Annotated in this window: 23 protein-coding genes; 8 read left to right on the top strand and 15 right to left on the bottom strand. The window is 60.2% G+C overall.

Annotation, left to right across the window (positions count from 1 at the left end):
* Positions 1-131: 131 nt before the first annotated feature.
* A complete protein-coding gene (locus C5F71_RS28995; RefSeq protein WP_222936214.1) occupies positions 132-281 on the bottom strand; it encodes a DUF6026 family protein in 150 nt (49 codons plus the stop codon).
* A gap of 279 nt (positions 282-560) precedes the next feature.
* On the opposite strand from C5F71_RS28995, the gene gnd reads away from it, so the two are divergent.
* Genes gnd through C5F71_RS26900 form a run of 3 tightly spaced genes read left to right on the top strand, consistent with a single transcriptional unit; the run spans position 561 to position 3882 of the window.
* Positions 561-1541 (top strand): phosphogluconate dehydrogenase (NAD(+)-dependent, decarboxylating), encoded by a 981-nt coding sequence (gnd, locus tag C5F71_RS26910; protein ID WP_104912439.1) that lies wholly within the window; start codon positions 561-563, stop codon positions 1539-1541.
* Positions 1538-3061: a glucose-6-phosphate dehydrogenase gene (gene zwf, locus C5F71_RS26905; RefSeq protein WP_070995263.1), complete on the top strand. Its 1524-nt coding sequence runs from the start codon at positions 1538-1540 to the stop codon at positions 3059-3061. Before gnd ends, zwf begins: the two co-directional genes overlap by 4 nt.
* Positions 3058-3882 (top strand): HAD family hydrolase, encoded by an 825-nt coding sequence (locus C5F71_RS26900; protein WP_104912438.1) that lies wholly within the window; start codon positions 3058-3060, stop codon positions 3880-3882. The genes zwf and C5F71_RS26900 overlap by 4 nt, the downstream gene beginning before the upstream one ends.
* Here C5F71_RS26900 and nhaB read toward each other — a convergent pair.
* The gene (nhaB, locus tag C5F71_RS26895) at positions 3870-5372 is read right to left on the bottom strand and encodes a sodium/proton antiporter NhaB (protein ID WP_092236911.1); all 1503 of its coding nucleotides are present in this window, start codon (positions 5370-5372) and stop codon (positions 3870-3872) included. The genes C5F71_RS26900 and nhaB overlap by 13 nt on opposite strands.
* A gap of 216 nt (positions 5373-5588) precedes the next feature.
* Entirely contained in the window at positions 5589-5855 is a 267-nt protein-coding gene (locus C5F71_RS26890) for a hypothetical protein (RefSeq protein WP_032861167.1), read from the bottom strand.
* Between the two features lie 340 nt (positions 5856-6195).
* Here C5F71_RS26890 and C5F71_RS26885 point away from each other — a divergent pair, with 340 nt between their 5' ends.
* A complete protein-coding gene (locus C5F71_RS26885) occupies positions 6196-7521 on the top strand; it encodes a sigma-54 dependent transcriptional regulator (RefSeq protein WP_092236905.1) in 1326 nt (441 codons plus the stop codon).
* A gap of 75 nt (positions 7522-7596) precedes the next feature.
* Here C5F71_RS26885 and C5F71_RS26880 read toward each other — a convergent pair whose 3' ends face one another.
* The 7 genes from C5F71_RS26880 to C5F71_RS26850 all read right to left on the bottom strand — a co-directional run bounded on the left by C5F71_RS26880 (position 7597) and on the right by C5F71_RS26850 (position 13606).
* Entirely contained in the window at positions 7597-8889 is a 1293-nt protein-coding gene (locus tag C5F71_RS26880; protein WP_029291476.1) for an autotransporter outer membrane beta-barrel domain-containing protein, read from the bottom strand.
* A 49-nt stretch (positions 8890-8938) separates the two neighbouring features.
* Entirely contained in the window at positions 8939-9685 is a 747-nt protein-coding gene (locus C5F71_RS26875; protein WP_029291478.1) for a hypothetical protein, read from the bottom strand.
* Positions 9686-9722: 37 nt separating this feature from the next.
* Positions 9723-10403 (bottom strand): C39 family peptidase, encoded by a 681-nt coding sequence (locus C5F71_RS26870; protein WP_029291480.1) that lies wholly within the window; start codon positions 10401-10403, stop codon positions 9723-9725.
* Between the two features lie 59 nt (positions 10404-10462).
* Positions 10463-11218 (bottom strand): hypothetical protein, encoded by a 756-nt coding sequence (locus tag C5F71_RS26865; protein ID WP_104912437.1) that lies wholly within the window; start codon positions 11216-11218, stop codon positions 10463-10465.
* Positions 11219-11285: 67 nt separating this feature from the next.
* The gene (locus tag C5F71_RS26860) at positions 11286-11834 is read right to left on the bottom strand and encodes an adhesin (protein WP_104912436.1); all 549 of its coding nucleotides are present in this window, start codon (positions 11832-11834) and stop codon (positions 11286-11288) included.
* Positions 11831-12289, bottom strand: a complete 459-nt coding sequence (locus C5F71_RS26855) for a hypothetical protein (RefSeq protein ID WP_029291484.1) — start codon at positions 12287-12289, stop codon at positions 11831-11833. The genes C5F71_RS26860 and C5F71_RS26855 overlap by 4 nt, the downstream gene beginning before the upstream one ends.
* A gap of 318 nt (positions 12290-12607) precedes the next feature.
* Complete coding sequence (locus C5F71_RS26850; protein WP_092236893.1) at positions 12608-13606, bottom strand: FecR family protein; 999 nt, start codon at positions 13604-13606, stop codon at positions 12608-12610.
* A 151-nt stretch (positions 13607-13757) separates the two neighbouring features.
* Between C5F71_RS26850 and C5F71_RS26845 the strand changes: the two genes are divergently transcribed.
* Positions 13758-14027, top strand: a complete 270-nt coding sequence (locus C5F71_RS26845; protein WP_029291487.1) for a PepSY domain-containing protein — start codon at positions 13758-13760, stop codon at positions 14025-14027.
* An 11-nt stretch (positions 14028-14038) separates the two neighbouring features.
* On the opposite strand, the gene C5F71_RS26840 is transcribed toward C5F71_RS26845, so the two are convergent.
* Positions 14039-19144, bottom strand: a complete 5106-nt coding sequence (locus C5F71_RS26840; RefSeq protein ID WP_158682909.1) for a dermonecrotic toxin domain-containing protein — start codon at positions 19142-19144, stop codon at positions 14039-14041.
* A gap of 182 nt (positions 19145-19326) precedes the next feature.
* Here C5F71_RS26840 and C5F71_RS26835 point away from each other — a divergent pair, with 182 nt between their 5' ends.
* Positions 19327-20358, top strand: coding sequence for an Ldh family oxidoreductase (locus C5F71_RS26835; RefSeq protein ID WP_104912434.1), 1032 nt, complete (start codon positions 19327-19329; stop codon positions 20356-20358).
* Positions 20359-20397: 39 nt separating this feature from the next.
* Here C5F71_RS26835 and C5F71_RS26830 read toward each other — a convergent pair whose 3' ends face one another.
* The gene (locus C5F71_RS26830) at positions 20398-20718 is read right to left on the bottom strand and encodes a YqjD family protein (protein WP_070995271.1); all 321 of its coding nucleotides are present in this window, start codon (positions 20716-20718) and stop codon (positions 20398-20400) included.
* Positions 20719-20882: 164 nt separating this feature from the next.
* On the opposite strand from C5F71_RS26830, the gene C5F71_RS26825 reads away from it, so the two are divergent.
* The gene (locus tag C5F71_RS26825) at positions 20883-21134 is read left to right on the top strand and encodes a hypothetical protein (RefSeq protein ID WP_029291496.1); all 252 of its coding nucleotides are present in this window, start codon (positions 20883-20885) and stop codon (positions 21132-21134) included.
* Between the two features lie 72 nt (positions 21135-21206).
* Here the strand turns inward: C5F71_RS26825 and C5F71_RS26820 are convergent, their stop codons facing one another.
* Genes C5F71_RS26820 through C5F71_RS26810 form a run of 3 tightly spaced genes read right to left on the bottom strand, consistent with a single transcriptional unit; the run spans position 21207 to position 23664 of the window.
* Positions 21207-21755, bottom strand: coding sequence for a GNAT family N-acetyltransferase (locus C5F71_RS26820; protein ID WP_104912433.1), 549 nt, complete (start codon positions 21753-21755; stop codon positions 21207-21209).
* A gap of 5 nt (positions 21756-21760) precedes the next feature.
* Positions 21761-22228 carry an LEA type 2 family protein gene (locus C5F71_RS26815; RefSeq protein ID WP_029291501.1) on the bottom strand — a complete coding sequence of 156 codons (468 nt, stop codon included), beginning with the start codon at positions 22226-22228 and terminating at the stop codon, positions 21761-21763.
* An 8-nt stretch (positions 22229-22236) separates the two neighbouring features.
* A complete protein-coding gene (locus tag C5F71_RS26810; protein WP_029291503.1) occupies positions 22237-23664 on the bottom strand; it encodes a nucleobase:cation symporter-2 family protein in 1428 nt (475 codons plus the stop codon).
* A gap of 234 nt (positions 23665-23898) precedes the next feature.
* On the opposite strand from C5F71_RS26810, the gene C5F71_RS26805 reads away from it, so the two are divergent.
* Positions 23899-25524 (top strand): methyl-accepting chemotaxis protein, encoded by a 1626-nt coding sequence (locus tag C5F71_RS26805; protein ID WP_104912432.1) that lies wholly within the window; start codon positions 23899-23901, stop codon positions 25522-25524.
* The last annotated feature ends 56 nt before the right edge of the window (positions 25525-25580 follow it).

The following is a 25580-nucleotide window of genomic DNA, read 5'->3' as shown; positions in this document are numbered from 1 at the left end:
CACCGCCCATGGGTGAGGCGGCGTTCTGGTGGAGGATTATCGGGAAGGGCGGGTGAAAACTTCGTGAGTTTGATCCGAGACGGCGACCCCTGTAGGAACCGGCTTGCCGGCAAGTCGGCGCCTACAAAAGGTCAGCAGGTGATGGCTTGATTCGTGAGCTGGGCCTGCAATTGCGCACGCAGGCGGATCACTTCCTGCTGCAACTGTTCACGTTCGTCTTTCAACTGGCGCAACTCGTCGCGGCGGACGGTGACGTAAAGGGTTTGTGGCGGGCGTGTGATCTGTGCAGTGCGCATTGCTTACCTCGCAAATAGCCGGTGTATCGCGGTGCCAGGGGGCTTGAGTCGAGGCCCTCGGCAGGAGTCAGGGGCGATTCTGATTTCTTTTTTGGCTCAAGGGAACTTTTTTATTTTTTGGGGTCGCTGTGACTTTTCAGCCAGTGATGGTGAAACGATGGCCTGTTTTTGTGATGAAACTAGTGCGATTGGCGCCGGACTAATTCGTCATTGCGCTATAAACTGTGTCACACATTTTTTATTTGTAGTTGGGAGCATCAATACATGCAACTGGGGATTATCGGACTAGGCCGCATGGGCGGGAATATTGCGCGCCGCTTGATGCTCAATGGGCATACCACCGTGGTCTACGACCGCAATGAAGTATTCGTCAAAGGCTTGAGTGAAGAGGGCGCCACTGGCGTTGCCGATCTCGCCGCCCTGGTCGCCGGCCTGCAAAAACCGCGGGCTGTCTGGGTCATGCTGCCGGCGGGCGAACCCACCGAAACCACGATCAACGACCTGAGCCAACTGATGGAGCCCGGCGATGTGATCATCGACGGCGGCAACACTTTCTATAAGGATGACGTGCGTCGCGGCAAGGCTCTGGCGGAAAAAGGCCTGCACTACATCGACGTCGGCACTTCCGGTGGCGTCTGGGGCCTGGAGCGTGGCTACTGCATGATGATTGGCGGCGACGCCGAGACCGTCAAGCACCTGGACCCGATCTTCGCCACCCTGGCGCCAGGCCTGGGCGATATCCCGCGGACCAAGGACCGTACCGCCACCGATGACCGTGCCGAACGTGGTTACATCCATGCTGGCCCTGCCGGTTCCGGGCACTTTGTGAAGATGATCCACAACGGCATCGAGTACGGGATGATGCAGGCGTTTGCCGAAGGGTTTGACATCCTCAAGACCAAGAACTCGGAAAACCTGCCGCCAGAACAGCGCTTCGATCTGAACGTGGCCGACATCGCCGAAGTCTGGCGTCGCGGCAGCGTCGTATCTTCCTGGCTGCTGGACCTGACCGCCGATGCCCTGGCGACCGACCCCAAGCTCGACGGTTACTCCGGTTCTGTGGCCGACAGCGGCGAAGGGCGCTGGACCATCGAAGCGGCCATGGAGCAATCGGTGCCGGTCCCGGTGCTGTCCAACTCGCTGTTCGCCCGGTTCCGCTCGCGCCAGCAAAGCACTTACGGTGACAAGCTGCTGTCGGCTATGCGCTTCGGCTTCGGTGGCCATGTGGAGACTTCCAAAAAATGACGGCCAACGGCAAGAAACCCAAGGCCGAACCCGCTCCACCCACTACCTTGTTCCTGTTTGGCGCCCATGGCGACCTGGTCAAGCGCCTGCTCATGCCGGCGCTGTACAACCTCAGTCGCGATGGTCTGCTGGGTGAGGGCCTGCGGATTGTCGGGGTGGATCACAACGCTATCAGCGATGTCGACTTCGCCAAGAAACTCGAAGACTTCATCCGCACCGAAGCCGCGAGCAAGGTCAAGGGCAATGCCGAACATGCACTGGACCCACAGTTGTGGGCCCAGTTGGCCAAGGGCATCAGCTACGTCCAGGGCGATTTCCTCGATGATGGCACCTATGCCGACATCGCCAGCAAAATCGCTGACAGCGGCACTGGCAACGCGGTGTTCTACCTGGCCACCGCGCCGCGCTTCTTCAGTGAAGTGGTGCAGCGCCTGGGCCGGGCCAACCTGCTGGAGGAGAGCCCCGAGGCTTTCCGCCGCGTGGTGATCGAAAAGCCGTTCGGCTCCGACCTGGCCACCGCCGAGGCGTTGAACGCCTGCCTGCTCAAGGTCATGAGCGAAAAGCAGATCTACCGCATCGACCATTACCTGGGCAAGGAAACGGTACAGAACATCCTGATCAGTCGTTTCTCCAACGTGCTGTTCGAAGCGTTCTGGAACAACCACTACATTGACCACGTGCAGATTACCGCTGCGGAAACCGTCGGGGTCGAAACCCGGGGCAGTTTCTTCGAAAACACGGGCACCCTGCGCGATATGGTGCCCAACCACCTGTTCCAGCTGCTGGCGATGATTGCCATGGAACCGCCGGCGGCGTTTGGCGCCGACGCGGTACGTGGGGAGAAGGCCAAGGTGATTGGCGCTGTGCGCCCCTGGTCGCTGGAAGATGCGCGGGCCAACTCGGTGCGCGGCCAATACACCGCCGGCGAGATCGGTGGCAAGGCGCTGCCGGGCTATCGGCAGGAGGCCAATGTGGCCCCGGACAGCAGCACCGAGACCTTCGTGGCGCTGAAGGTGATGATCGATAACTGGCGTTGGGTTGGCGTGCCGTTCTACCTGCGCACCGGCAAGCGCATGAGCGTGCGCGACACCGAGATTGTCATCTGCTTCAAGCCGGCGCCGTATGCGCAGTTCCGCGACACCGAAGTCGACGAGCTCAAGCCGACGTACCTGAAGATCCAGATCCAGCCCAATGAAGGCATGTGGTTCGACCTGCTGGCGAAAAAGCCCGGGCCGACCCTGGACATGGCCAACATCCAACTGGGCTTTGCCTACAAGGACTTCTTCGAGATGCAGCCGTCCACCGGCTACGAAACCCTGATCTACGACTGCCTGACCGGTGACCAGACGCTGTTCCAGCGCGCGGACAACATCGAAAACGGCTGGCGTGCGGTACAGCCGTTTCTCGATGCATGGAAAGAAGACGACGGGATCCAGGCCTACAAGGCTGGCGAAGATGGCCCGGCGGCGGCAGATGCGTTGCTGGCCCGTGATGGCCGCGCTTGGCATAGCCTCGGATGAGTGCAGACGCGATTCAACCCATCCGTTTTTTGCTGAGTGATATGGACGGCACTTTGTTGTTGCCCGATCACAGCCTGAGCCAACGCACCATCGAAGCCGTAAGGGCGCTGCGCGAGGCCGGGGTGTTTTTCAGCCTCGCCACCGGGCGGCCGCCCAGGGCCATGTTGCAGCAGATCGAAGCGCTGGGCGTCGACGTGCCCACCGCGGGGTTCAATGGTGGCACCCTGGTCAACCCGGATGGCAGCATCCTGGTTGCCCACCATTTGCCGGCTGAAGCGGCGCTGATCACCCTGGCGCTGCTGTGCGAGCAGCCAGAGGTGGAGGTCTGGGTGTTTGCCGAAGGCGACTGGCTGCTACGCGACCCTACCGGCCCGATGGTGCCTCGGGAGCAGCAGGGCCTGGGATATGCGCCAGTGGTGGTGGAGAGTTTCGAGCCGGTCCTGGGGCGGATCGACAAGATCGTCGCCGCCAGCGCCAACGCCCAGTTGTTGATTGACCTGGAGGCGCAGTTGCAGCCCAAGGTTGCAGGCCTGGCCCAGGTATCGCGTTCGCAACCGGTGTACCTCGATATCACGGCCATGCAGGCCAACAAGGGGGATGCCCTGAAAACCCTGGCCGCTCATCTGGGCGTGGCGCTGGAGCAGACAGCGGCCATCGGCGACGGCGGCAATGACCCGGCGATGTTTCAGGTGGCCGGGTTATCGATTGCCATGGGACAGGCCGAAGAGGTCGTCAAGCGCCAGGCCGATGTGGTCACCGGCAGCAATCTCGAGGACGGCGCAGCCCAGGCTATTGAACGGTTTATCCTTCACAGCCAATAGCTGACCGCGTACCAGCCCAGCACGCCCATCACCACGGTGTACGGTAGCGCCATCCACACCATCCGCCCGTAGGACAGGCGGATCAGCGGCGCAATCGCAGAGGTCAGCAAAAACAGGAAAGCTGCCTGGCCGTTGGGCGTCGCTACGCTGGGCAGGTTGGTGCCGGTATTGATCGCAATGGCCAGGGTCTCGAAATGCTCGCGGCTCATATGGCCGGACACAAACGCCTGCTTGACCTCGGTGATGTAGATCGTCGCCACAAACACGTTATCGCTGATGGCGGATAACAGGCCGTTGGCAATAAACAGCATGCCCGGCTGTTGTTCGGCGGGCAGTGCCAGCACCCATTGGATCAATGGGGTGAACAGCTGTTGATCATGAATCACCGCGACCACGGCGAAAAACACCACCAGTAACGCGGTAAAGGGCAGGGCGTCCTTGAAGGCATTGCCGATGCGGTGTTCTTCGGTAATCCCGGTAAAGGCAGTAATCAGTACGATCACCAGCAAACCGACCAGGCCCACTTCGGCGATATGAAACGCCAGGCCGGCGATCAGGATCAGCGCTGCCAGGCCTTGGACAATCAGCGCCGCACGTTGGCGCGGGGTGCGTTCGGCGTTGTCTTCACGGGCGTAGTTGGCCAGCACTTGGCGCACGTTGTCCGGCAGCAGGGTGCCGTAGCCAAACCAGCGCAGCTTTTCCAGCAGCACGCAGGTCATCAGGCCGGCGACCAGCACCGGCAGCGATACCGGGGCAATTCGTTGGAAGAACTCAGTGAAATTCCAGCCCATCTCATGGCCGATCAACAGGTTCTGGGGTTCCCCCACTAGCGTGCAGACGCCACCCAGGGCGGTGCCGACGGCGCCGTGCATCAACAGGCTGCGCAGGAAAGCGCGAAATTGCTCAAGGTCGGCGTGGTGCAAGGTGGGCAGGTGGCGGTCGTCGCTGTACTCGCTGTCCTGGCGTGGATCATTGCCTGAGGCTACGCGGTGATACACCGAATAGAAGCCCACGGCCGCACTGATAATGACCGCAGTGACCGTCAAGGCATCAAGAAAGGCTGAAAGAAAGGCCGACAAAAAGCAGAACATCAGCCCCAGCAGCGCTTTTGAGCGCACGCCCAGCAGCAGGCGCGAAAACAGGAACAGCAGCAAATCCTTCATAAAGTAAATGCCGGCCACCATAAACATCAGCAGCAGGATCACCGGGAAGTTATGCAGCAGTTCGTCGTATAGCGCCTGGGGTGTGGTCATGCGCAGTAACAGCGCCTCGACCATCAACAGCCCGCCGGGCATCAACGGATAACAGTGCAGCGCCATGGCCAGGGTGAAAATGAACTCGGCCACCAGCAGCCAGCCAGCCGCAACCGGGCCAAAAGCCCAGAGCACCAGTGGGTTGATGATGAGGAAAGCGAGGATGCTGGCCTTGTACCAACGGGGCGAGTGCCCCAGGAAGTTATGGGCGAAGGCCTGGGCCATTGAACCGGACATGGGGTGCTCCTGGGGGCGAGAAGCGCGCAAAGTGCCCGATGCTCGCAGGAAGATCAAGCGGTCATGGCATGGCAGCCATATAAAGAAGGGAGATACTTAAATGTCAGGCACGCAAAACCCGTGGCGGGAGTCGAACTCACGCGCCACGGGTTTAATAGTCTTAACAAGTTGCAGCCAATATAAGAAGCGACGGCATGTCGCAGTGGCTGCCTTAACTTACTTGGGCATTGCCCAGGACTGTAGTTGATAACCTTCGCCATTGAGTTCGGCGCGGGCTTGTAGCAGCAGGGTTTCCAATTGTTTTGGATCGGAATAAGTGCTGCACGGAATCTGTTTGCGCCCGATGCGGTTCTCGGTGCGGTCGATCACGGTCAGGCTCAGTTCGCCAGTGCCGTCTTGTGGGGCCCAGGCCACGCAGTGAAAGGGTTGGAAAGCACGGTCTGCGATCAAAAGAGCTTCGTTGATACGGAGCGGGGCGTTCATGGGGTCTTCTCTCTAAGTGCCCAATCAGAAGATGTGCCGTCGGTTGGGCTTACCGTTCGGCTAGTACCTGTACTGATGCACGATGACGGGGTACGGGTCACATGTTAGAACAAGAAAATTCAACTTTTCGTGATTAACGTCATGTAAGGCGCGATTTTGAAAGGTGAATGAAAGATTGAAGTAGCGCTCGCCGAGGGCCTGATCGCTAAACGCTGTATCGGTGATGGTTTTATCGCGAAACGATACAAGGCTAGCGTCAAGATCTTGCTAGGGTTATGAGCAGCCTACCCAAACTATTGTTTCTAAATAACTTTAATGATTTTGACGCCAAGGAATAGTCATGGTTGTTACACCAGCCCTGCGTCGCTTGCTCGTGGTCGATCCCTGTGACGACTGCCACCAGTTATTGCCTGGTTTGCGGGCGGCTGGCTGGGATGTAGACAGTTGCGCCCTGGATGCATTGGGGGATCGTACCTGTGATGTGGGGTTGTTGCGGCTCAAGCCCATGCACTTGGAGCAACCCGAGGCGGTCAAGGAGCTGATCAGCCGCAGCGGTACCGAATGGATCGCCGTGCTCAGCCCAGAAATGCTGCGCCTGCAGAACGTCGGCGACTTTGTCTGCGAATGGTTTTTTGACTTCCACACCTTGCCTTTCGATGTGTCACGGGTCCAAGTGACCCTGGGCCGTGCCTTTGGCATGGCACGCCTGCGGGGTAAAGGCGCCGCTCATGTGAATGAACTGGAACATGAATTGTTGGGCGACAGCCGGCCAATCCGGGAGCTGCGCAAACTATTGGCCAAGCTGGCCCCCACCGAATCGCCGATTCTGATCCGTGGCGACAGCGGCACCGGCAAGGAACTGGTGGCCAAGACCTTGCACCGCCAATCCCAGCGCCACGCCAAGCCGTTTGTGGCGATCAATTGTGGCGCGATCCCAGAGCACTTGATCCAATCCGAACTGTTTGGCCATGAAAAGGGCGCATTCACCGGCGCCCATCAACGCAAGATCGGGCGTATCGAAGCAGCCAACGGCGGCACCTTGTTCCTCGATGAAATCGGCGACCTGCCCATGGAGTTGCAGGCCAACCTGTTGCGCTTTCTCCAGGAAAAACACATTGAGCGCGTAGGGGGGAGCCAACCGATCCCGGTAGATGTGCGGGTGCTGGCCGCGACTCACGTCGACCTTGAAGCCGCCATCGAGAGGGGGACTTTTCGCGAGGACTTGTACTACCGGCTCAATGTCCTGCAAGTGGTCACGGCGCCTTTACGTGAGCGGCATGGCGATGTCGGCATGCTGGCCAACCATTTCTCCAGGTTCTACAGCCAGGAAACCGGGCGCCGCCCACGCAGCTTCAGCGAAGACGCCCTGATCGCCATGGGCAAGCATGGTTGGCCGGGCAATGTGCGTGAGTTGGCCAACCGAGTGCGGCGTGGCCTGGTACTGGCCGAAGGGCGGCAAATCGAAGCGGCCGACCTGGGTTTGCAAAGCCAGCAGGCAATTGTGTTGCCCATGGCCACACTGGAAGATTACAAGCACCGCGCTGAACGCCAGGCGCTGTGTGATGTGTTGAACCGGCACAGTGACAACCTGAGTGTCGCCGCCCGTGTGCTGGGGGTTTCCCGGCCGACGTTCTACCGGTTGCTGCACAAACACCAGATCCGCTAGGGCGGGTAAAAAAGCCCCGTCGCGACCCTTATCGCGACGGGGCTTTTCCTTTTCTACTTTGTAGGAGCGGCGGTTTTAGAAGTAGTACGGGAATTTCAGGCTGAAGGTAAAGTCCGGTGCGTCATCGGTCATACCAATGGCCAGGTTGGGCACGATGGTCAGGTTCTCACTGGCGGCGATGGTCATGCCGACGTTGAAATAGCCTGCGTTGGCATCACTTGAAACAATCGACTGCCAGTCCCCCCCATCAGGCTTGAGCTTGCTCTTGCGCTGGATCAGGTCGGACACCGAGAACGACATACTCATGCGCTCGTTCAAGGCAAATGCCACACCCACGCCGAACTGGAAGCTGTCGCCCAGGCGGACCTTACCCCCGACCTTCTGGTTGACGTCGCTGCTGATGTCATCAAATGAGTCTTCGAGGTTGTGGGTGTAGGACACCGAACCAAACAGCACAGCCGGATCGAAGGTCTTGACCAAGGAAATCCCTGGGGTGATCGACCACACACCGTTGCCGGTGGGCAGGTTCTCCGGCACGTACAGGTTGTCGTTGGCGGTAGAACGCACCAACTTGATCCCGAACGGCTCCTTGCCGGTTGGCGCCTTGACCCGCACCGATACCACGGCATCGGGCATGGTTGGCGACTCGTCGAGGAACTTGTAGGCGATCCCGAAGTTGACGTCGCCGATGGTCGGGTCCCGGCTCACGGACTCTTCGGAAGTGGCCTGCGGGTCGCCGCCGCTGGCGCCGCCCGATTGATAGGTGGACTCGCGGTACACCACCGGGACGTTCACATCAAACTGCCAACGGTTGTCGAGGTTGTAGCGGCCGGTCAAGTCCAGGGTCCAGTTATCGGCCTTGATCCGGTCGAGGTTGATATTGCCGAGAAAGATCGAATCCAGTGCGAGGAAACCATTGAGGGTCAACTGGCGGGCGTCGTAACGCGCGTAAGTAATGCCGGTTTCAAAACTGAACTTGCCGTTGCCGAAGAAGCCGCTGGCTTCGTTATACAAGTTACTGACACTTTGCGCCGGCGCCGAATCATCCTTGAGTGATTGCCCGTAGGAGCTGCCGCCCGTGGCACCCCCCGTACCGCCACTGGCCGCCACCGTGCTGCCACTTTGCTTGAAGTCTGCTGGCGACTTGGCCAGGCGCTTGGGTGCCGGTACAGCAGGCTGGTCTTCCACCTGGCGTACCCGTTGTTCGAGGACTGCCAGGGCTTTTTGTTGGACTTCGTAGCGCTGCTTGAGCTCCAGCAGTTCTTGTTTGAGGGTTTCGATATCCGCGTCTGGCGCTGCGTACAACATACTCGCGGGCAAGAGCGTACTTAAACAGACAACGGCACGTAGTGATAACGATCGGTGCATGAAGTAAGCCGTCCTTTTCTAATGCGTAAGTGTCGAGGGTCAGCGTAGTTCAATAACCGAGTGTGCGTAGGCCCTTGAGTTGATCCAGATTGCAGTTCAGAGCCCCGGCGCTCAGGCCATTGCTGCCAAGCGCGACATTGAGCTGGGTCATGTTGTTGACGAAGTTGCTGTTGCCTTGCAACACCGTGCCTTGCAGCACGTTGCCGCCGCCGATCTGCTGCAGCGCGTTGCCCTGGTTGTTGTGGGCCGCGATGGCCATCTGCACGCCGCCATTGTTGGCGGACACACTGACCCGGCCGGCTGCACTGTCTGTTGTAAAAGAGCCGCCCGCCATCAACGCCTGCCCTGATTGCGCCACGTTGGCCGGTGACAGGCCGTTTTCACTGACATTGATCCCGACGTTGTTGTACGCCGTGTTGCCATCGCCGGCGGCACGTACGGTCTGGGTCACACCCTGGCCGCTGCCCAGCCCGGCGCCACCGACCACGGTGCCGGTGCCCGGGTCGCGCTGGGTGCCGTTACCCACCGACCCGCTGGATTGCACATAGAATTGCGGAGTGATCGTGGCTGAGTCGATATGCATGTTGGCGCTCACCGTACTGGTGTCGCCCGCAGCATTGGTCCAGGTGGTGCTCATGACAATGCCGAAACTGATAATGCGCCCCGGCATCACGAAGCGGCCGCGCAGTTCAGCCAGTTCCGCGTCGTTCATTTCAATGGGCTTGAACGCCGAGGACGCATAAGCAGGCATCGAGGCTGCCAGGCACAGGGCCGTGAGCCAACGGGAAGTGTTCATCATCTGCTCCTGGGGCGTCCTTCCCCTTATGGCGCTTCTAGAAGAAGTCGCTCTGGATGAAACCGAAGTCCATCAGCTCGGCGTCGCCCACGGGCCGGAACTCGTTCATTTTGGTCTTGGCGGTCAACGGCGTAGGGGGATCAAGCAGGGCGTTGGTCTTGTCATAGCCTTCACCCAATACGGCGAACACGATGCCATTCCAGCCTGCGACGAAGTCATCCCGCGAATAGCGCTTGTTGCCCAGGACCGGATCGCCGATATAGACCCAGTCTTTTTCGGCCCGCTGCATCACCACGAAGTGCTTGTAGCCACGGATCTCCAACAGCACCACTACCGGAATCTTTACCGTCAGCAGGGTGTCGGGGCCGATTTTGTAGCCCCTGGCCCGCATGCCGATGCTTTCCAGGTAGCGCTTCATGTCCAGCATGGAAAAGCCCTGGGTGCGCACCAGATCCTGGTCAGCGTTGATCAGCATGCCCTTGATGATGTGTGCTTCATCGACGTCCAACCAATAGGCCTGGCGCAGGATGGTGGCGAGTGCCGCGGCACCGCAACTGAAATCGGTTTTCTGTTCCACCAGGTTGGCGAACCGGCGTTCCCGGATGCTCTCGACCTTCTTGAAGATCACTGCACCGCCGGGCATGGCGGAAATCGCCATTTGTCCTGCCCAGGACGGGCCGGTGAGTAAAAACAAGAGGCAGAGGGTCGCGAGGCGCATGATCATGACCTGGTGGACACTGGAAATAAAAAGGGCCTTGTTGCCAAGGCCCCGTTGCATCAGAACGCCAGTTTGCTGCCAGAGCCCGATGCGCAGGCGGTGCAGCCGCTGCCCAGGGTGAGGGTGTTGCTTTGTTGGTTGCCAGCACCTGACGCCACGTTCACGCCGATGTTGCCGGACGCGTTGTTGGCGGAGTTGAGCAGGCCAGCGTTGTTGACCACGTACTGAGGTTGGTAGCTGTGTTTGGAGGACGCTTCGTTGAGGAAGTGGTTATCCAGGGACACTTGTTCGGTGTTCGAGGCAGACGCGACGTTTTTGCCGTCAGCTGTCACGATTGCCAGGTTGTTTTTCTGCTGGTTGCCTTGACCGGCCGCCACGTTCACGCCCACGTTACCGGAGCTGTTGTTGGCTGAGTTATTCAACGAGGCATTGTTTTGCGTGCCTTTGTTGGTGAACTTGTTGTCTTTGCTTTCTTGATAGATATCGGCCACGGCGAACACGGTGGCGATGTCTTTGCCAGCGCTGCTGGTAATGGCCGCAGCGTTGTCTTGCTGGTGGCCGCCACCGGCTGCGATGTTGGCGCCCAGATTGCCTTTGCTGTTGTTCAGCGAGCCGTTGGCCCCTGCATTATTGAGGGTCTTGGTATCGTCGAACTTGTTGTCCTTGCTCACTTGCGTGTCAGTCACAACGGCAGCCACGGTGCCGCTTGGAACTGGGGTTGGTTTCCATTTTTCGGCAGGACTTGCCTGTGCAGCAACAGCCATGAGCGCAGCCAGAGCGAAAACCAGTGGTTTGAGAGCCATTGTAGGTTTCATGGTGTATCTCCTTGCTTCTATTAGTTGGTTAAGTGTTGGTACGGTCTAACAAACACCTATCAAGCTGTTACTTGATAGTCACACCGAGGGTGTTAGCCATCCGGTTCCCCACCCCTGCACTCTGATTCACCTGTACCACTCCACGGCTGCCGGTGAAGGCCTGGTCGCTGGTAACGACCTGGCGGCTGCCAGTGGTAGAGGGGGATCGTGAGTCTGGTAACAGCGTCATGTTCTGTTGCGACAGGACGCTGTCATCGATGCTCTGCGGACCCGTGCTGATCCGCACCGCATTGATCATCTGGTTGTTGGCCCCGGCCGACTGGTTGACACCCAGGATGCCGTTGCCATTGCTGAATGAGTTGCCCTGGATCGCCGCGCTGGCGTTAAGGGCGGGATCAACCTTACCGTCGAGTTTCTGGATAAGCGCGTCGCTGGCCTGGCCACTGAGGCTGATCGCGCGGCTGTTGATCTGCTGTTGTTGATTGCCGGCGGCCTGGTTGACTGACAGCACACCGGTGTATTGCTTGCCGGCGTTGTCGATCAGCGCCTGGTTGCTGCTATCGGCCATGGCCGCCGAACAGCCGATTACGGTGAGGAACAGCCACGAACGGTTCATTGCTGGACCCCCATCATCGCGCCGATATTGTTCAACGGCGCCAGGCCGCGCTCGATCGAGCCGCTGATCTGCCCGCCCAGCGTGTTGCCGCTGGCATGTCCGGCCGCCGCACCGGCGCCCAGGCCAGCGGAGTTGCTGCCCAGGGTATTGCTCAAGCCGGGAAGGTCGCCGTTAGGCAGGATGGCGCGGGTGATGCTCGAGCCGCTGCTGACCCCCGCAAAATCGTTGTCGCTGAGTTCGCCGCCGGTAGCGCGCAGGATCTGTTGGCTGGGGTTGGCGTTGGCGGTGGATGGGTACGGGTCTTTGCCAAAGGCGGGCCGGCCGACCATAAACCCTTGCACATTACGCCCCGTCACGATGATCCCGTCCTCGGCGCAGGCGGGCAGGCTCACGCTGGCGCTGAGTACACAGCTGATCAGCAGCAGGCCTATGGAGCCTTGATTGAGAGTTGCCACGGCATCATTCCTTGTTTTGTGACGCTGACCCTAAACAGCGCTGTAAGGAATAGAGCAGAAGCTGTGCCGCTTTTTATATGTTCCAGCTTTTCAATGGCTTGGGATTTATGGCGGGGTGGAGGTGGCGTGGGGTGTATCAGGTATGAAACAGGATGCCGGCGGATGACCAGCGCCTTGCAGGGGGAAGGGGGTGTTTCAGCAAAGCAACACTATCGATGACGAACCGATGAATCCGCAGCCACAGGGCGGTTGCGCGGCGTTGAGTGTTTCAGAAGTGGACACAGCGGCGCGAGCAACACCCTGGGCAGAGCGTGCTGCTCAGATCTTCGGTGCTTTGCGCGGTATGGAGTTGAGCACGGTGTTGCCATCCTGGTTCTGGGTCAGATAGACCGGCAGCACCTTGGGCAGGGAGGACACCAGATGGGTGACTTCATGGATATCGTAGATCCCGCCAATACGGATATTGCCGGTACCGGTATCGGCCAGCATCACCGGTTTGCTGAGGTAGCGGTTGATCAGGGGCAAGGCATCCGCCAGTGCCAGGTTGTCGAGGATCAACTTGCCCGTGCGCCAGGCCAGTGCCGGATCATGGGGAGAGAACGCCTGGAGCTGTGGCTGCGCGTCACCGCGGTTGTAACTGGCTTGCATCCCGGGCGTCAGGTTCAGCCCGCTGTGGCTGGCATCGCTGGTGATCTTCACCGAGCCTTCGAGCAGCATGACCCGCACCTGATCGTCATACTTCCAGACGTTGAACTGGGTGCCTGTCACACGGATCTGCCCGGCGCCGGCGCGCACCACAAACGGGTGTTGGCGGTCATGGCTGATCTTGAAGAACGCTTCACCCTTTTTCAGGGTGGCCCGGCGTTCGTTTTTATAGTTGCTGTAGACCAGTTCGGTACCCAGGTTCAGCTCCACCACACTGCCATCGGCCAGCGTCACTTGGCGCAGGCCGTCTTCGGCATCGTAATGTTCATAGGAACTGGGCAGCCAACCCGCTTCCCAGCCAGTGAAGGCGGCCAGGGGCAGGGCCACCAACGAGATGGCCGCAGCTACGGCGTAGTTGCGCCAGCGGCTGGGCGGCGGCGCCAGTGCAACGGGTGGAGACGGCTGGCCTGTGCGTGGCAAATGGTCGGCCACATCCCAGATTTCCAGCATGGCGGCATATTCGAAGGCATGCAGGGGATGCGCATCGTGCCACTGTTCGAAAGCTTGCCGCTCGGCCTCTGTGCAATCAAAAGCGTGCAGGCGCATGCACCAATGCGCGGCGGCATCGGTGACGGCATCATATTCGGCTTCTGAAAAAGGCTGTTGGGTCATTGGTGCTTCCTGATTTCGTACATTCTAACCTTCCCGGTAGGGTGCCGAGAACAGCCATCATGGCGAATGAGCATCAATGTGGAACTAATTGGGCCTGCAAACACCCTAAAAATCTGGATCTGTAAGTCATTCTCTATAACGGAGTAAGAAAATGCTGAAGAAAACCCTCACTGCCATGCTTGCCACAGCCACCTTGCTCGGCGCTGGCGCCGCCTTGGCCGATAAGCCAGGCGCAGGCTGGATCACCATCGAAAAAGCCATCGAGACTGCCAAGACCAAGGCCGGCTACATCGAGGTCTACAGTATCGAAGCCGATAACGACGGTTATTGGGAAGGCAAGGGGCGCAAAGCTGACGGCAGCGTCTATGAGTTCCGTGTCGATGGCGCCTCGGGCAATGTGACACGCGACCAGAAAGACTGATCGCAAACCGATCAGTGCGCGGACGCCTTTCGATCGAAAGGCACCGGGTCCAATTGGCGTCCCAGGTTACTGATCAGGAACGCCGCCGAGTCGGCATTATCCAGGATAGTGTCGACTCGCTTGCCGAGATTGGTCATGAATATCCCCCTCGCATCACTCAGGTCCACACCGCCGGTGGTACGCAGGATCTGATCCCTGATGTATTCGGTTTCAGGTGTCGAGCCGAAGTCTCTCCAGACGTTGCCCGCGACGTCCACGTACTTGAACAATTGGCTGACGGGTGTCTTGCGCGAGTAACTCGTGGTTTGCCGGTTCTTCTGGTAAGCGGCCAGCTCGCGCCCGACCTGGGTCAGTGTCTCGATCAGATCGGAAAACGGCATCACCGAGTCCAGGTACGCTGCATCTGCTGTCGTGGCCACCAGATGGCTCAACTCGTGAATCAACAGCGTGGCCCGCGCATGGGCCTCCCGGTCGAAGTAGTCGATCAGGCGATTGTCGTAGTCGCTGAAGGGCGGGGCAAAAAAGTGCTCAGTCAAAAAGATCCGCCGGTCCGGATCATTGTCGATGGTAAAACCCCAGTTGTTCTGTGGGTCGATTCGATGAGACCCCACCACGAATCGTTTCGAATCGTGTGCATACAGGCTGGGGTCCAGCAGGCCGGCGAGAATCTGGTCGACGACGCGATGCAGCTTTTGCACCAGGGCTGGAGCAATCTCTTGAGGCCCCTGGTCCGGGTTGATATCGATCCCGAAGAAGCTATTGACGAAGCGATGTATACGGGTCACCGGCGCGATGCCTGGCGCCAGTAACGCCAGGTTCAGCTTGCAGTTCTGCACATAAAACGTTGCCAGGTCCATGGCCTCCACGATCATCCTGGCCCGCTGGGGATACAACCGGCGAATCGCCTTCATGCCGATCGCCTCGATATTCATGGTGGAACGGGCTGAGGCGCTGACATCTGCCCGGTCCTGCAGGCGGCCCAAGGCCTGGCCATAGCGCGCGATCTTTTGCCGGGTGTCGAGGCGCCATTGGCCCGCGCTGTCGCGATAGACAAACGGGCCATGGTTAGCGGCCGTCTTGATCCGCCAGAACGTACCGAGGCTCTCTACCCGGTAGACCTTGCCCGCCAGCGCAATGTACGGCACGCCTTTACGCTGGTAAGTCCCGTTGAATGTATTGAGCGTCATATCCGTCAATGCCACATCGTGCACTTCGCTGGGCGACAGCAGGGTGCGCTGCGGGGCGGTGATGTCCAGTGTCGACCAATTGGCGGAGGGCTGCGTCGGCGCGACAGGGGGCTGTTGCGCCGGGTCGAAGATCAAAGCCTTGGTGTCCTGCAAGGCCTGGCCGAGCGCGGCCATTTGTCCCAGCCCGTTGATGAACGTCTGCAAGGCCTGGCCCCAGTGCTGGTCCTGCAAGGCCTCTGCGGACTCAGTGAACAGTGAAATGCTTTGCCAGATGGCCCAAGGCAGTGCCAGCTTGCCGGGCAGCAAGCCGAGCATCCGGCCCGCAGTGCCATCGAGCACCTGGGTGAGGGTTTGCCACTCGGCCTCGGCGCCCTGGATCAATTGGGCACCCAGCAGATTGAGGAGTAACTGGCGGTTATCGTCGAACAGACGGCCCAGCAGGTTGCCCTGGATCGGATTGAATCCCAGGGTGATCTCCGAGGTAGCGCCTTGGGAACTGGCCAACAGGTTTCGATAGGTGGCGTCCTGGGGCGCGGCCAGCCGCCTGAGCACCCAGCCTTGCAGGGCGCCTGGAGTGATCAGGGCTTGCACGAACTGCGCCTCGCTTTCGAACTCGCGCAAGCTCAAGGTTGGGTGATAGGGCGCGTACAACACCTGCGGCCCCTCGCGCCCGGCGCTGATGAGGTACAGCCCCAGGGCCGGGGCCAGCGAAGCGCCGGCGGTGGCGAGCAATTCCAGTGGCCTGACCTGGGCCGTGGTGCCTGGCACCAGCGCACGGGCCACCGCGTCCGGCATGTCGAATGCCTGTTGCAGTAGCTCGAAACCCACATCTGACAGGCGCTCTTGCAACTTGAGGGCATGGGCGTGTTGCAACAGTTGCCAGGGCAACTGCTGGCTGAAATCCTGCAAGCGCTGTACGACACCGTCTGCGCCCGCCGACAGCTTTTGATTCAGGTATGCGTGATAGTCGCTCTGGATATTCAATTGCGTCAGCATCTGACGCACCACGGTTTGCGTCAGGCCGGTGGCCAGGGACACCACGTCAAATTCGGGCGCTTGCGCACTGGTGGGGCCCATGGCGAAATCCAGCAGGCTTTGGCGCCGTCCTGCCAGCGCCAGCCTGGGCACAATCTCGACGCCCGTGGCATAGGTTGAGTAATCGACGAGCATGTCGTTCAGGCGGTTCTCCACATGTTGACGCAAAGAATCAAGCTCGTAGAGATAGTCCCGGCCGTGCAAGGTATGGATTCGATATTGCTCCAATATCTCGGCCTGGCGCCGTTGCTCCCTGGGCGGCGCTGCGCCCAGCCGGTTGTGCAGTGAGTGCCGCAGCTCTGCCAGGCGTGCGATGTCCATCGCGCGCTGCAGGTTATTGGCGGGGACTTCGCCGTGCAGTTGTCCCAGAGCCTGGACCAGCGACGAGGCTTGGGCCTTGAGCGTCAGGGTGTGTTGGCGTTGGGCAAGGTAATGCTCGATCCAGGATTGCTGGCATTGCTGCAATACGGGCTTGGTCATCAACTGCAACGGCCCCAACTCATAACGTCGATGGGGGATGCGCTGCAAGGCCGAGAGGTTTTCCAGCAGGCCCAGGCGCTGGGTCGGGCTGCGTAGCCGTTGAGCCAAGACCTCGCGCAAGTCGCTGATCGAAGCGAAGGCTTCCACGCCTGCCGCCGGCGTCCACAGCAGCGCATGCCCGGAGTGGTAATGATCGAGGCCGCCGCGCTCAGTGAGCACAAAACAGTTGGTCAGTCGCAGCAGGCTGGTCTGGCCTGCGGGCAACACTGACACTGTGAATGCTTGTGGGGTGAAGCCTTTCAACACAGGATCCTGTCCGCGCACTGTGTTTTCCGGATCGAGCATCGTTTGCAGGATCTGGATATCGCGCTCATCAAGGGTCTTGTCCAGCCCTCTGAGCCGTGCCTCCTCAAGAATTCCCACGGACATGCTGTGCGCCAGCTTGGGGATCAAGGCCTCCAGGCCCGCACGGGGGATTTGCGCGACGGGCTGGCGGCTCAGACCGGCTAGCCACTGGGTGACCATACTATTGAGGCGGACAATGTCCAGGTCCGGTTTTTTCGTGGCCTGGCCGCGAGTCCGTGGTCCATATACCCCGTATTGCGCAGTGTCAGGGATGGCCTGTGCCTGGTTCAGCAGGCGGGCGATACAGTGCACCAACAGGCTCTGGCTGGATTGTGGCGTGCGCCGCTCCTGGGCGTCGGCATTGCCAGCATAGCGATTGATAAAAAGGTCTTGTGGGTTGAGCGCGGCCACCTCAGAGGCCGGGAAAGTGGCATGCAACTGCTCGCTGATGACCCGCTCCAGGCTGGGAACCTGCGCTATCAGGGTGTCCAGCGCATGGCTGACGCTGTGCAATCGCCGGTGGGTCAGGCGGGCCTTTTCCGCCGGCACCGACGGCGCGCAAGGATGAGTGCTCCAGCGTCCCTCGGCGTCCAGTGCCTGTAACCTGTGGTCGAGCATCGCGCGGATATCCAGGCCGTAATCCAGCATGGCGTAGGCGTTGACCGTACCCTGGTTGCGTCGGTACAGGTCCAGGCAGTATTCGAGGTTCTGCTGCTGTTTGCCGATGACCGTTTCCAACAAGGTGCTGAATACCGGCCCAGTGAACGGCACCGAGCTGAACTGCGGGTTTTCAAACCCGACAAACCGTGCCCGCTCTTCCAGTGACAAAAAACCGAAGAAATCATCCTCATGCCCCTGCGCAACGGCCATTGCCTTGAGCGTGGCCTGCAAGTCGTGCTCGTCCTTGAGCACTTGCCAACCTCTGGACTGGGTGTAGAGGTAGGCGTCGGGATGAGTGACCACAAGCGTGCTGGCCAGCTCGACATAGTAAGAGGTGTGCTCCCACAGGCGGACTTTTTCAGTCAACGGCCTGTGCTCGCGTTCGACGGGCTGGTAGAGCGCGGTCAGTTGCTGCCACTGTTCGGGAGTGAAGATCTCCTGCTGACGCTTGAGCAGTAAGTCGACCCTGGATTTATCGCTCATGGCCTGGGCAAAGTATTCGCGCCTGGACCACCCGGCGTAAACATCGGTGTTCCAGTAAGTGAGCAGTGAGTTGTTCAGATACAGGCGCAGTTGATCGGACGCTTGCCGGATGCCGTCGTCCCATTGGCTGAGGTCGTGCGCCTGGGGGCTGGTGCCTGAGGCCGACAATATCTCGGGGTTGGTGTAGACCCGGCGCAGCCCCACGGGCCAGGCATGCTGGCGGTGGAACAGCAGTAGGGCATCACGCAACAACAGGGCATTTACCCATTTTTCCTGGTCGGTGGATGATGAAACCTGCGCGTAAAAAAACATATGGGTCTTGCGCTGGTCCACGCTCGGGAATGGCTTGCGCAAGGTGCTGGCCAACAACTGGTCGAGCAGGGTTGCCACCAATGGCAGCTTGCTCAGTTCATTGAGCAGGGTCTGCACGGTGCGGTTCTGGCCACGTTCGATACAGGCTCGCTGTTCATCAAATACGTTGCCCGTGATCAACTGCCGGGTGAGGCTGGCGCCGGGCTTGAAGTCCAGGCCTATGCGAGCGTCCAGGGCCAGGAAGTGCAGGAGTTCGCCCCGTTGTGCATCGTCCAGCAGGCGTTTTTCCAGGGTGTCTAGCAGTTGCCTGGCATCACTGAACTTCTCCAGCCCGGTTTGCGGGCCGTAGAAAAACACAGGGGTGTAGGCGTCTTCGGAACTCATCATGAAGGCGCCGGCCAATTCGACCGGCTCGTGCCCCGGCAAGTTGATCAACAACCGTTCGGCAATCATTGGCGGGGTTTGCGCCTTGCGTGCATCGGCATCGACAAAAAACAGGTTGCGCAGGAATTCCCGATCCTTTTCGGTAATGCCGCGCTGTCGCTCACGCTCGTTCAAACGCTTGATCACCCGTAACGCTTCGGGGAAAAAATAGGGTAGAGGCTGGTCGTCCATGATCGTTTGTGCACTGGCTTGAGGAAGGGCAAAGCCTACGAGTACCGATGGGCGCAGCGGCGCTAAATAAATAGGCTGCGAGCCCGCACAGGTGTTGACAGGCGGGTTGCCGGGCGTTGTTTAATCAGGGCGTTGAGTCCAGCAGGCTGTAGCCCCCTCCAATAACAATTCCGGAGCTTCAGATGTCAGCCACGCCCGTTACTGCAGTGAACACATCCATGGCCTTCAGCGAACTGGTGGCCCTGCTTACACGCATCTTCATTCGTCATGGCACCTCGCCCGATGTGGCCGCTGTCCTGGCCGATAACTGCGCCCGTGCCGAACGGGACGGCGCGCACAGCCATGGGGTCTTTCGTATACCTGGCTACGTCTCGACGCTGAACAGCGGCTGGGTCAATGGCATGGCCGTGCCGCAGGTTGAAGATGTCGCGTCAGGCTTTGTCCGGGTCGATGCCGACAATGGTTTTGCGCAGCCGGCCCTGGCAGCAGCGCGCCCGCTGTTAGTGCAAAAGGCCCGCAGCGCCGGGATCGCGGTATTGGCCATTCGCAACTCCCATCACTTTGCGGCGCTCTGGCCCGATGTCGAGCCTTTCGCCGAAGAAGGGCTGGTGGCCCTCAGCGTGGTCAACAGCATGACGTGTGTGGTGCCTCACGGCGCAGATCGCCCCTTGTTCGGCACCAATCCCATCGCGTTCGCCGCGCCCCGCGCCGATGGGCCGCCGATTGTGTTTGACCTGGCCACCAGCGCCATTGCCCATGGCGACGTGCAGATCGCCGCGCGCAAGGGCGAGCGCGTGCCACCTGGCACCGGTGTCGACAGCCTGGGCCAGCCGACGCAGGACCCTCGGGCCATCCTTGAAGGGGGCGCGTTGCTGCCGTTCGGCGGGCACAAGGGCTCGGCCTTGTCGATGATGGTTGAACTGCTGGCGGCCGCGTTGACGGGAGGCAATTTCTCCTTTGAGTTCGACTGGTCCAACCACCCCGGCGCCAAGACGCCCTGGACCGGCCAGTTGCTGATCGTCATCGATCCGAGCAAAAACGCTGGACAGAGCTTTGCCGAACGCAGCCAGGAACTGGTGCGCCAGATGCATGCAGCAGGGTTACGACGTTTGCCGGGCGACCGACGTCATCGGGCGCGGGCCAGGTCTGAGGAGGAGGGGATTATCATCGACGGTGAAGAGTTGGAGCGCTTGCGGGCGTTGGCCCAGGCCTGAACACCGGCGCGGACGACGCCGCGCCAGTGATGACCGTTATCAGTGGCGACGGCCCAGCAACAGGCCGACGACCAGGCCGAAACCGGCCGAGATTGCCACCGTCTGCCACGGGTGGCCACCGATGTAGGTTTCGGTAGCATCGACCACCGGCTTGCTGCGCTCACGCACGTTGGACACCGAGTCCAGGGCCTGCTTGAGCTTGATCGCGACCTGCTCGCGCAGGGTTTCACCTTCTTCTCCCACCAGCGACGCACTGCTTTTGAGCAGTTTGTCCGATTCTTCGATCAGGGCCTGGAGTTCGCTGAACGCCTGGTCCTTGATTTGCTCTTCGACTGCTTGGGCGGCGGTTTTACGGGCCATTGAGTAGCTCCTTGCGGGGTAAGTGGGCAGTGAACAATGGAGTCTTGCAGTGGGCTAAAAGTTGCAGTTTTTTTCGCTGACTCTCAGCACGGGATAAAATCCGAATTCGGACCTTTCGACCTACAGTGTAAGATGTCACCTATTTGTGCAGCAGGTAATTCCACATGAGCTTCAATCTGGCTAACAAGCCCCTTGCCGAGCGCGCTGCGCTTGAAGATGAAAAGTCGCGCCTGTACGACTTGTGGCAAAGCAACCTGGGCAAGGCCAAAGGCGAGGGCGCCCGACTGTTTGGCGAGCGCTCCAAACGCAAGGGCAAATGGGCTGAATGGGTCCGCTCGGAATTGGACGGCATGTCGCCACCGGAGTTTGCCAACATGGTGCGCAGTGAAGTCAACCGACTGATGGCGGCCAAGTAGGGGCCGGCGATTGCGGTAGTTTAGTCACTACATGTGCTGGCTGGTATACCGCTGTCGCGGGCAAGCCCGCTCCTACCGGGGTTGTTTCATCCATTCTTCGCGGGTGATTTCCCAAATTTCCTTGGGAAATACCCCCGCCACGAAGCGTCCTTCTTCCGTGCGGATCAAGCGCATCCGGGTTTTTTCCGAAATCCTGCGCGACCCCAGGTTCGGCGCGGCCTTGGGCACCCGCAGCAGTGGGCGTTCGAGCACCTTGAACCAATACTCGGTCACCGCCGCACTGGCTTCGCTCATTAGCCCCTGACCTTGCCAGTGCGGGGCCAGCCAGAAGCCCCGGTTGTTATCCAGCTCATCCATCAGGCTCACATTGCCGATCAACTCCCCGGGCTCTTCGCGCAGGCGGATCGACCAGTGCCACTCGCGCCCCTCGACCATGGCCGGCAAGGCTATTTGCTCCAGGAAGCTGCGGGCGCCATCGGCCGGGTAGGGCCAGGGCACCAAGGCATTGAGGTAACGCACCACCTCCCAGTGGGGAAACTGTTGCTGTATACCCTCGGCGTCGTCCAGGGTCAGCGGTTGCAGGATCAGGCGTTCGGTGTGCAGGGTGGGCAAGGTGTCCATGTTGTTTACCACGTCACTGTGGTGGGCAGGTCCAGCGTCCCGCGATCAACAAAACGCACGGTGCCAAACAAACCACCGGCCAGCTTGCCGCGCAGGACATAGGGCAGGTTGTTCAAACTCTGGGTCTGGCTCAGGCCAAGGGTCTGGCGCAGCACGGAAAATGCCGAAACGCTGACCGGGACTGTCAGCACCGTCTCGGAAAAGCGCGGGATCGACCCCTGCTGATCGCTGACCCCGGCCGCCAGTGGCCGTCCATTGACCTCCAGGTCCAAGGCTACGCCGTTGTAGTCGATCGCTGTTTCGTTGGGGTTCTGCACCCGCAGCTTGACCGCAAACCGCACTTCCAGGTCCTGGCTTTGCAACGGTTCGATGCCCACCACATTGATATGCAGCGCGTCACGGTCGGGGAACAGGGCGCAGGCGCTCAGGCTGAGCAATACCAGGGATAGGGTCAGGCCGATCAATCTGCGCATAAGGGTTCCTATTTCGTCGGGGCCGGGTCCTGCATCACTTTGAGGGTCGAGGCTTCCGGATCAAATTCATCTTCCTGCAACTCTATGAACTCTTCAGGCAGGAAGATGTTCAGCAGGATCGCACAGAATGCACCGACGGTAATCGGCGACTCGAAGATGTTGTGCAAGGCCTTGGGCAACTCGCGCAGCACTTCTGGCACCGCCGCCACACCCAGGCCCATCCCCAGGGAAATGGCCACGATCAGCACATTGCGTCGATGCAGCCCGGCCTCGGCGAGGATCTTGATCCCGGCCACGGCCACGGTACCGAACATGATCAGGGTCGCGCCACCCAGCACCGGCTTGGGCATCAATTGCAAGACCGCGCCAATCATCGGGAACAGACCGAGCAGCACCAGCAGGCCGGCAATGAAATACGCCACATAGCGGCTGGCCACGCCGGTCAACTGGATCACGCCGTTGTTCTGGGCGAAGGTCACCATGGGCAGGCTATTGAAGGTGGCGGCCATTACCGAGTTCAGGCCATCAGCCAGCAGGCCAGACTTGATGCGCTTGATGTACAGCGGGCCTTTGACCGGTTGCTGGGAAATCATCGAGTTGGCTGTCAGATCGCCGGCCGCCTCCAGCGGGGAAATCAGGAAGATCACGGCTACCGGGATAAACGCCACCCAATCAAACGAAAAACCGTACTTGAATGGCACCGGCACGCTGACCAACGGCACCTGGGGCAATGCCGCCAGGTCGACCCGGCCCAGCCACCAGGCCACGACAAACCCCAGGGTCAGGCCGATGACAATCGAGCCCAGACGCAGGAACGGGTTATTGAAGCGGTTGAGCACCACGATGGTCACCAACACCAGGGCGGCCAACCCCATATTGCTGGCGGCACCCAGGTCGGCGGCGCCGTAGCCGCCGGCCATGTCAGTGACGGCGACCTTGATCAACGACAGGCCCATCAAGGTGATGATGGTGCCGGTAACCACCGGGGTGATCAGTTTGCGCAATTTCCCGATGAACTGGCTGAGCACCACTTCGATAAACGCTGCAAAGAAGCAGATGCCAAAGATCGTCGACAGGATCTCATCGGTGCCGCCGCCCCGGGCCTTGACCATGAACCCGGCACTGAGAATCACGCTGATAAACGAAAAGCTGGTGCCTTGCAGGCACAACAAACCCGAGCCCACCGGACCAAAGCGCCGCGCCTGGACAAACGTGCCCAGGCCCGAGACGAACAGGGCCATGCTGACAAGGTAGGGCACTTCGCTTTCCAGGCCCAGCACGCCGCCGACGATCAGGGTCGGGGTAATGATCCCAACAAAGCTGGCGAGCACGTGCTGCAGGGCGGCAAAAATTGCCGCGGTGAAGTGCGGACGGTCTTCCAGACCATAGATCAGGTCCGATTTATAGCGGGGGCGGGGGGCTTGAGCGTCAGACAAAATACGTGCTCGGGTCAGAAAATGGACGCGCAGGATGCCAGAAAGCGCCCGCTGTCAAAAGTGTGAAAATATATTTCTCGGATCCGTGCAAAAAGCCTCAAGCCTGCCGATATCCCTTATAGGCCCACATAACCCTTACAACAGTGGCGCCGAACAGTCACCTGTGTGCGTTGACGCACAGTGACCGTGTCGCGGCAAGGACGCTCGCAGCCATCCCTTCTTGAGAGCTTTCCTATGTCCCTCCGTAATTTGAATATCGCACCTCGGGCGTTTCTCGGTTTTGCGTTTATTGCGTTGCTTGTGATTGTTCTAGGGGTGTTTGCCGTCAACCGCATGACGCTGATTCGCCAGGCTGCGCTGGACATGGGCGCCAACCAACTGCCGAGTGTCGGCTACCTGGCCAATATGACCGAGAACGTGTTGCGCCTGCGCATTCTATCCTTCCGTGTCTTGGTCAATCGTGAGCCGGCAGCCCTGCAAGATGCCCAAACGCGCATCGGGGTGCTGGTCGACAAGGCCCGCCAAGCCCAGGCAGGTTATGCCGCGATGCCGGCCGGCGCCGAAGAAGCCGCGCTGTACAAGACCTTTGCGGCCACGCTCGACAGCTACCTCAAAGCCCAGGCCGAAATGCTTGCGCTGTCCCAGCAGAACAAAGTCGAGGAGATGCGCGCCCTGATCAACAGCCGGATCAAGGACGGCACCGATCGGATGGGTGAGCAACTGAACCAGTTGATTGCGATCAATGCCGCCGATGCCAAACAGGCTGGCGAAGACGCCGGGCGCAGCTATAGCGATGCGATCAGCGGGATCATCGTGGTGTCGGTGGTCGCGGCGCTGATGACTGTATTGCTTGCCTGGCTGCTGACTCGCAGCATCGTTACGCCCCTGCGCAAGGCCGTGGCGGCCGCCGAGACCATCTCCAGTGGCGACCTGAGCAAAGCCATCGAGGACGACGGCCAGGACGAGCCGGCCCGCCTGATCGGTGCCCTGGCGACCATGCAGAACAACCTGCGCCAGACCATCCAGCACATCGCCGGCTCAGCTACGCAATTGGCCTCGGCCGCCGAAGAGCTGAGCGCAGTTACCGAGGAAGCCTCCAAGGGCTTGCAGCAGCAGAACAATGAAATCGACCAGGCCGCCACGGCGGTCAATGAAATGACCGCCGCCGTAGAGGAAGTGGCGCGCAACGCGGTGTCGACCTCCGAGGCCTCGACCCAGTCGAACCAGGCCGCGCGGGAAGGGCGCGACCGTGTGGTGGAAACCGTGGGCGCGATCCAGACCATGACCCAGGACGTGCAGAACACCTCGGTGTTGATCGAAGGCCTGGCGACCCAGGGCCGTGATATTGGCAAGGTACTGGACGTGATTCGCGCGATTGCCGAGCAAACCAACCTGCTGGCCCTCAACGCGGCCATCGAAGCCGCACGCGCCGGTGAAGCCGGGCGTGGGTTTGCCGTAGTGGCCGATGAAGTGCGCGCCCTGGCCCATCGCACCCAGCAGTCGACTCAAGAGATCGAGAAGATGGTGGCCGGGATCCAGAACGGTACGGGTGAAGCGGTGCAGTCCATGCAGCAGAGCAACCAGCGTACCCAAAGCACTTTGGAAATGGCCCGCGCGGCGGGTGTGGCGCTGGAGCAGATCACCCAGTCCATCAGCCTGATCAACGAGCGCAACCTGGTGATCGCCAGCGCCTCTGAAGAGCAGGCCCAGGTATCACGGGAAGTGGACCGCAACCTGGTGAACATCCGCGACCTGGCCACCCAATCGGCGGCCGGTGCCAACCAGACCAGCGCCGCCAGCCACGAACTGTCGCGCCTGGCAGTGGACTTGAATGCCATGGTGGCACGCTTCGTGATCTAACTATTGGTGTGGAAAGGGGGGCGGCGGTAGCGCCAAAACCAGCCACCTCGGTGTAG

The sequence above is a fragment of the Pseudomonas sp. LG1D9 genome (assembly GCF_002949995.1).
Classification (GTDB): Bacteria; Pseudomonadota; Gammaproteobacteria; order Pseudomonadales; family Pseudomonadaceae; genus Aquipseudomonas; species Aquipseudomonas proteolytica.
The sequence above is the reverse complement of the archived record's forward strand: the minus strand, read 5'-3'. Positions and strand labels throughout refer to the sequence as shown.

What these genes read in the sequence shown, in the direction of transcription:
- C5F71_RS26850 (WP_092236893.1), bottom strand. Translation starts at nt 13,606, where the DNA reads ATGACCCAACAGCCTTTTTCAGAAGCCGAATATGATGCCGTCACCGAT.
- C5F71_RS26900 (WP_104912438.1), top strand. Translation starts at nt 3,058, where the DNA reads ATGAGTGCAGACGCGATTCAACCCATCCGTTTTTTGCTGAGTGATATG.
- C5F71_RS26875 (WP_029291478.1), bottom strand. Translation starts at nt 9,685, where the DNA reads ATGAACACTTCCCGTTGGCTCACGGCCCTGTGCCTGGCAGCCTCGATG.
- zwf (WP_070995263.1), top strand. Translation starts at nt 1,538, where the DNA reads ATGACGGCCAACGGCAAGAAACCCAAGGCCGAACCCGCTCCACCCACT.
- C5F71_RS26815 (WP_029291501.1), bottom strand. Translation starts at nt 22,228, where the DNA reads ATGCGCAGATTGATCGGCCTGACCCTATCCCTGGTATTGCTCAGCCTG.
- C5F71_RS26805 (WP_104912432.1), top strand. Translation starts at nt 23,899, where the DNA reads ATGTCCCTCCGTAATTTGAATATCGCACCTCGGGCGTTTCTCGGTTTT.
- C5F71_RS26865 (WP_104912437.1), bottom strand. Translation starts at nt 11,218, where the DNA reads ATGAAACCTACAATGGCTCTCAAACCACTGGTTTTCGCTCTGGCTGCG.
- nhaB (WP_092236911.1), bottom strand. Translation starts at nt 5,372, where the DNA reads ATGTCCGGTTCAATGGCCCAGGCCTTCGCCCATAACTTCCTGGGGCAC.
- C5F71_RS26830 (WP_070995271.1), bottom strand. Translation starts at nt 20,718, where the DNA reads ATGGCCCGTAAAACCGCCGCCCAAGCAGTCGAAGAGCAAATCAAGGAC.
- C5F71_RS26820 (WP_104912433.1), bottom strand. Translation starts at nt 21,755, where the DNA reads ATGGACACCTTGCCCACCCTGCACACCGAACGCCTGATCCTGCAACCG.
- gnd (WP_104912439.1), top strand. Translation starts at nt 561, where the DNA reads ATGCAACTGGGGATTATCGGACTAGGCCGCATGGGCGGGAATATTGCG.
- C5F71_RS26835 (WP_104912434.1), top strand. Translation starts at nt 19,327, where the DNA reads ATGTCAGCCACGCCCGTTACTGCAGTGAACACATCCATGGCCTTCAGC.
- C5F71_RS26860 (WP_104912436.1), bottom strand. Translation starts at nt 11,834, where the DNA reads ATGAACCGTTCGTGGCTGTTCCTCACCGTAATCGGCTGTTCGGCGGCC.
- C5F71_RS26870 (WP_029291480.1), bottom strand. Translation starts at nt 10,403, where the DNA reads ATGCGCCTCGCGACCCTCTGCCTCTTGTTTTTACTCACCGGCCCGTCC.
- C5F71_RS26880 (WP_029291476.1), bottom strand. Translation starts at nt 8,889, where the DNA reads ATGCACCGATCGTTATCACTACGTGCCGTTGTCTGTTTAAGTACGCTC.
- C5F71_RS26825 (WP_029291496.1), top strand. Translation starts at nt 20,883, where the DNA reads ATGAGCTTCAATCTGGCTAACAAGCCCCTTGCCGAGCGCGCTGCGCTT.
- C5F71_RS26845 (WP_029291487.1), top strand. Translation starts at nt 13,758, where the DNA reads ATGCTGAAGAAAACCCTCACTGCCATGCTTGCCACAGCCACCTTGCTC.
- C5F71_RS26840 (WP_158682909.1), bottom strand. Translation starts at nt 19,144, where the DNA reads ATGGACGACCAGCCTCTACCCTATTTTTTCCCCGAAGCGTTACGGGTG.
- C5F71_RS26885 (WP_092236905.1), top strand. Translation starts at nt 6,196, where the DNA reads ATGGTTGTTACACCAGCCCTGCGTCGCTTGCTCGTGGTCGATCCCTGT.
- C5F71_RS26890 (WP_032861167.1), bottom strand. Translation starts at nt 5,855, where the DNA reads ATGAACGCCCCGCTCCGTATCAACGAAGCTCTTTTGATCGCAGACCGT.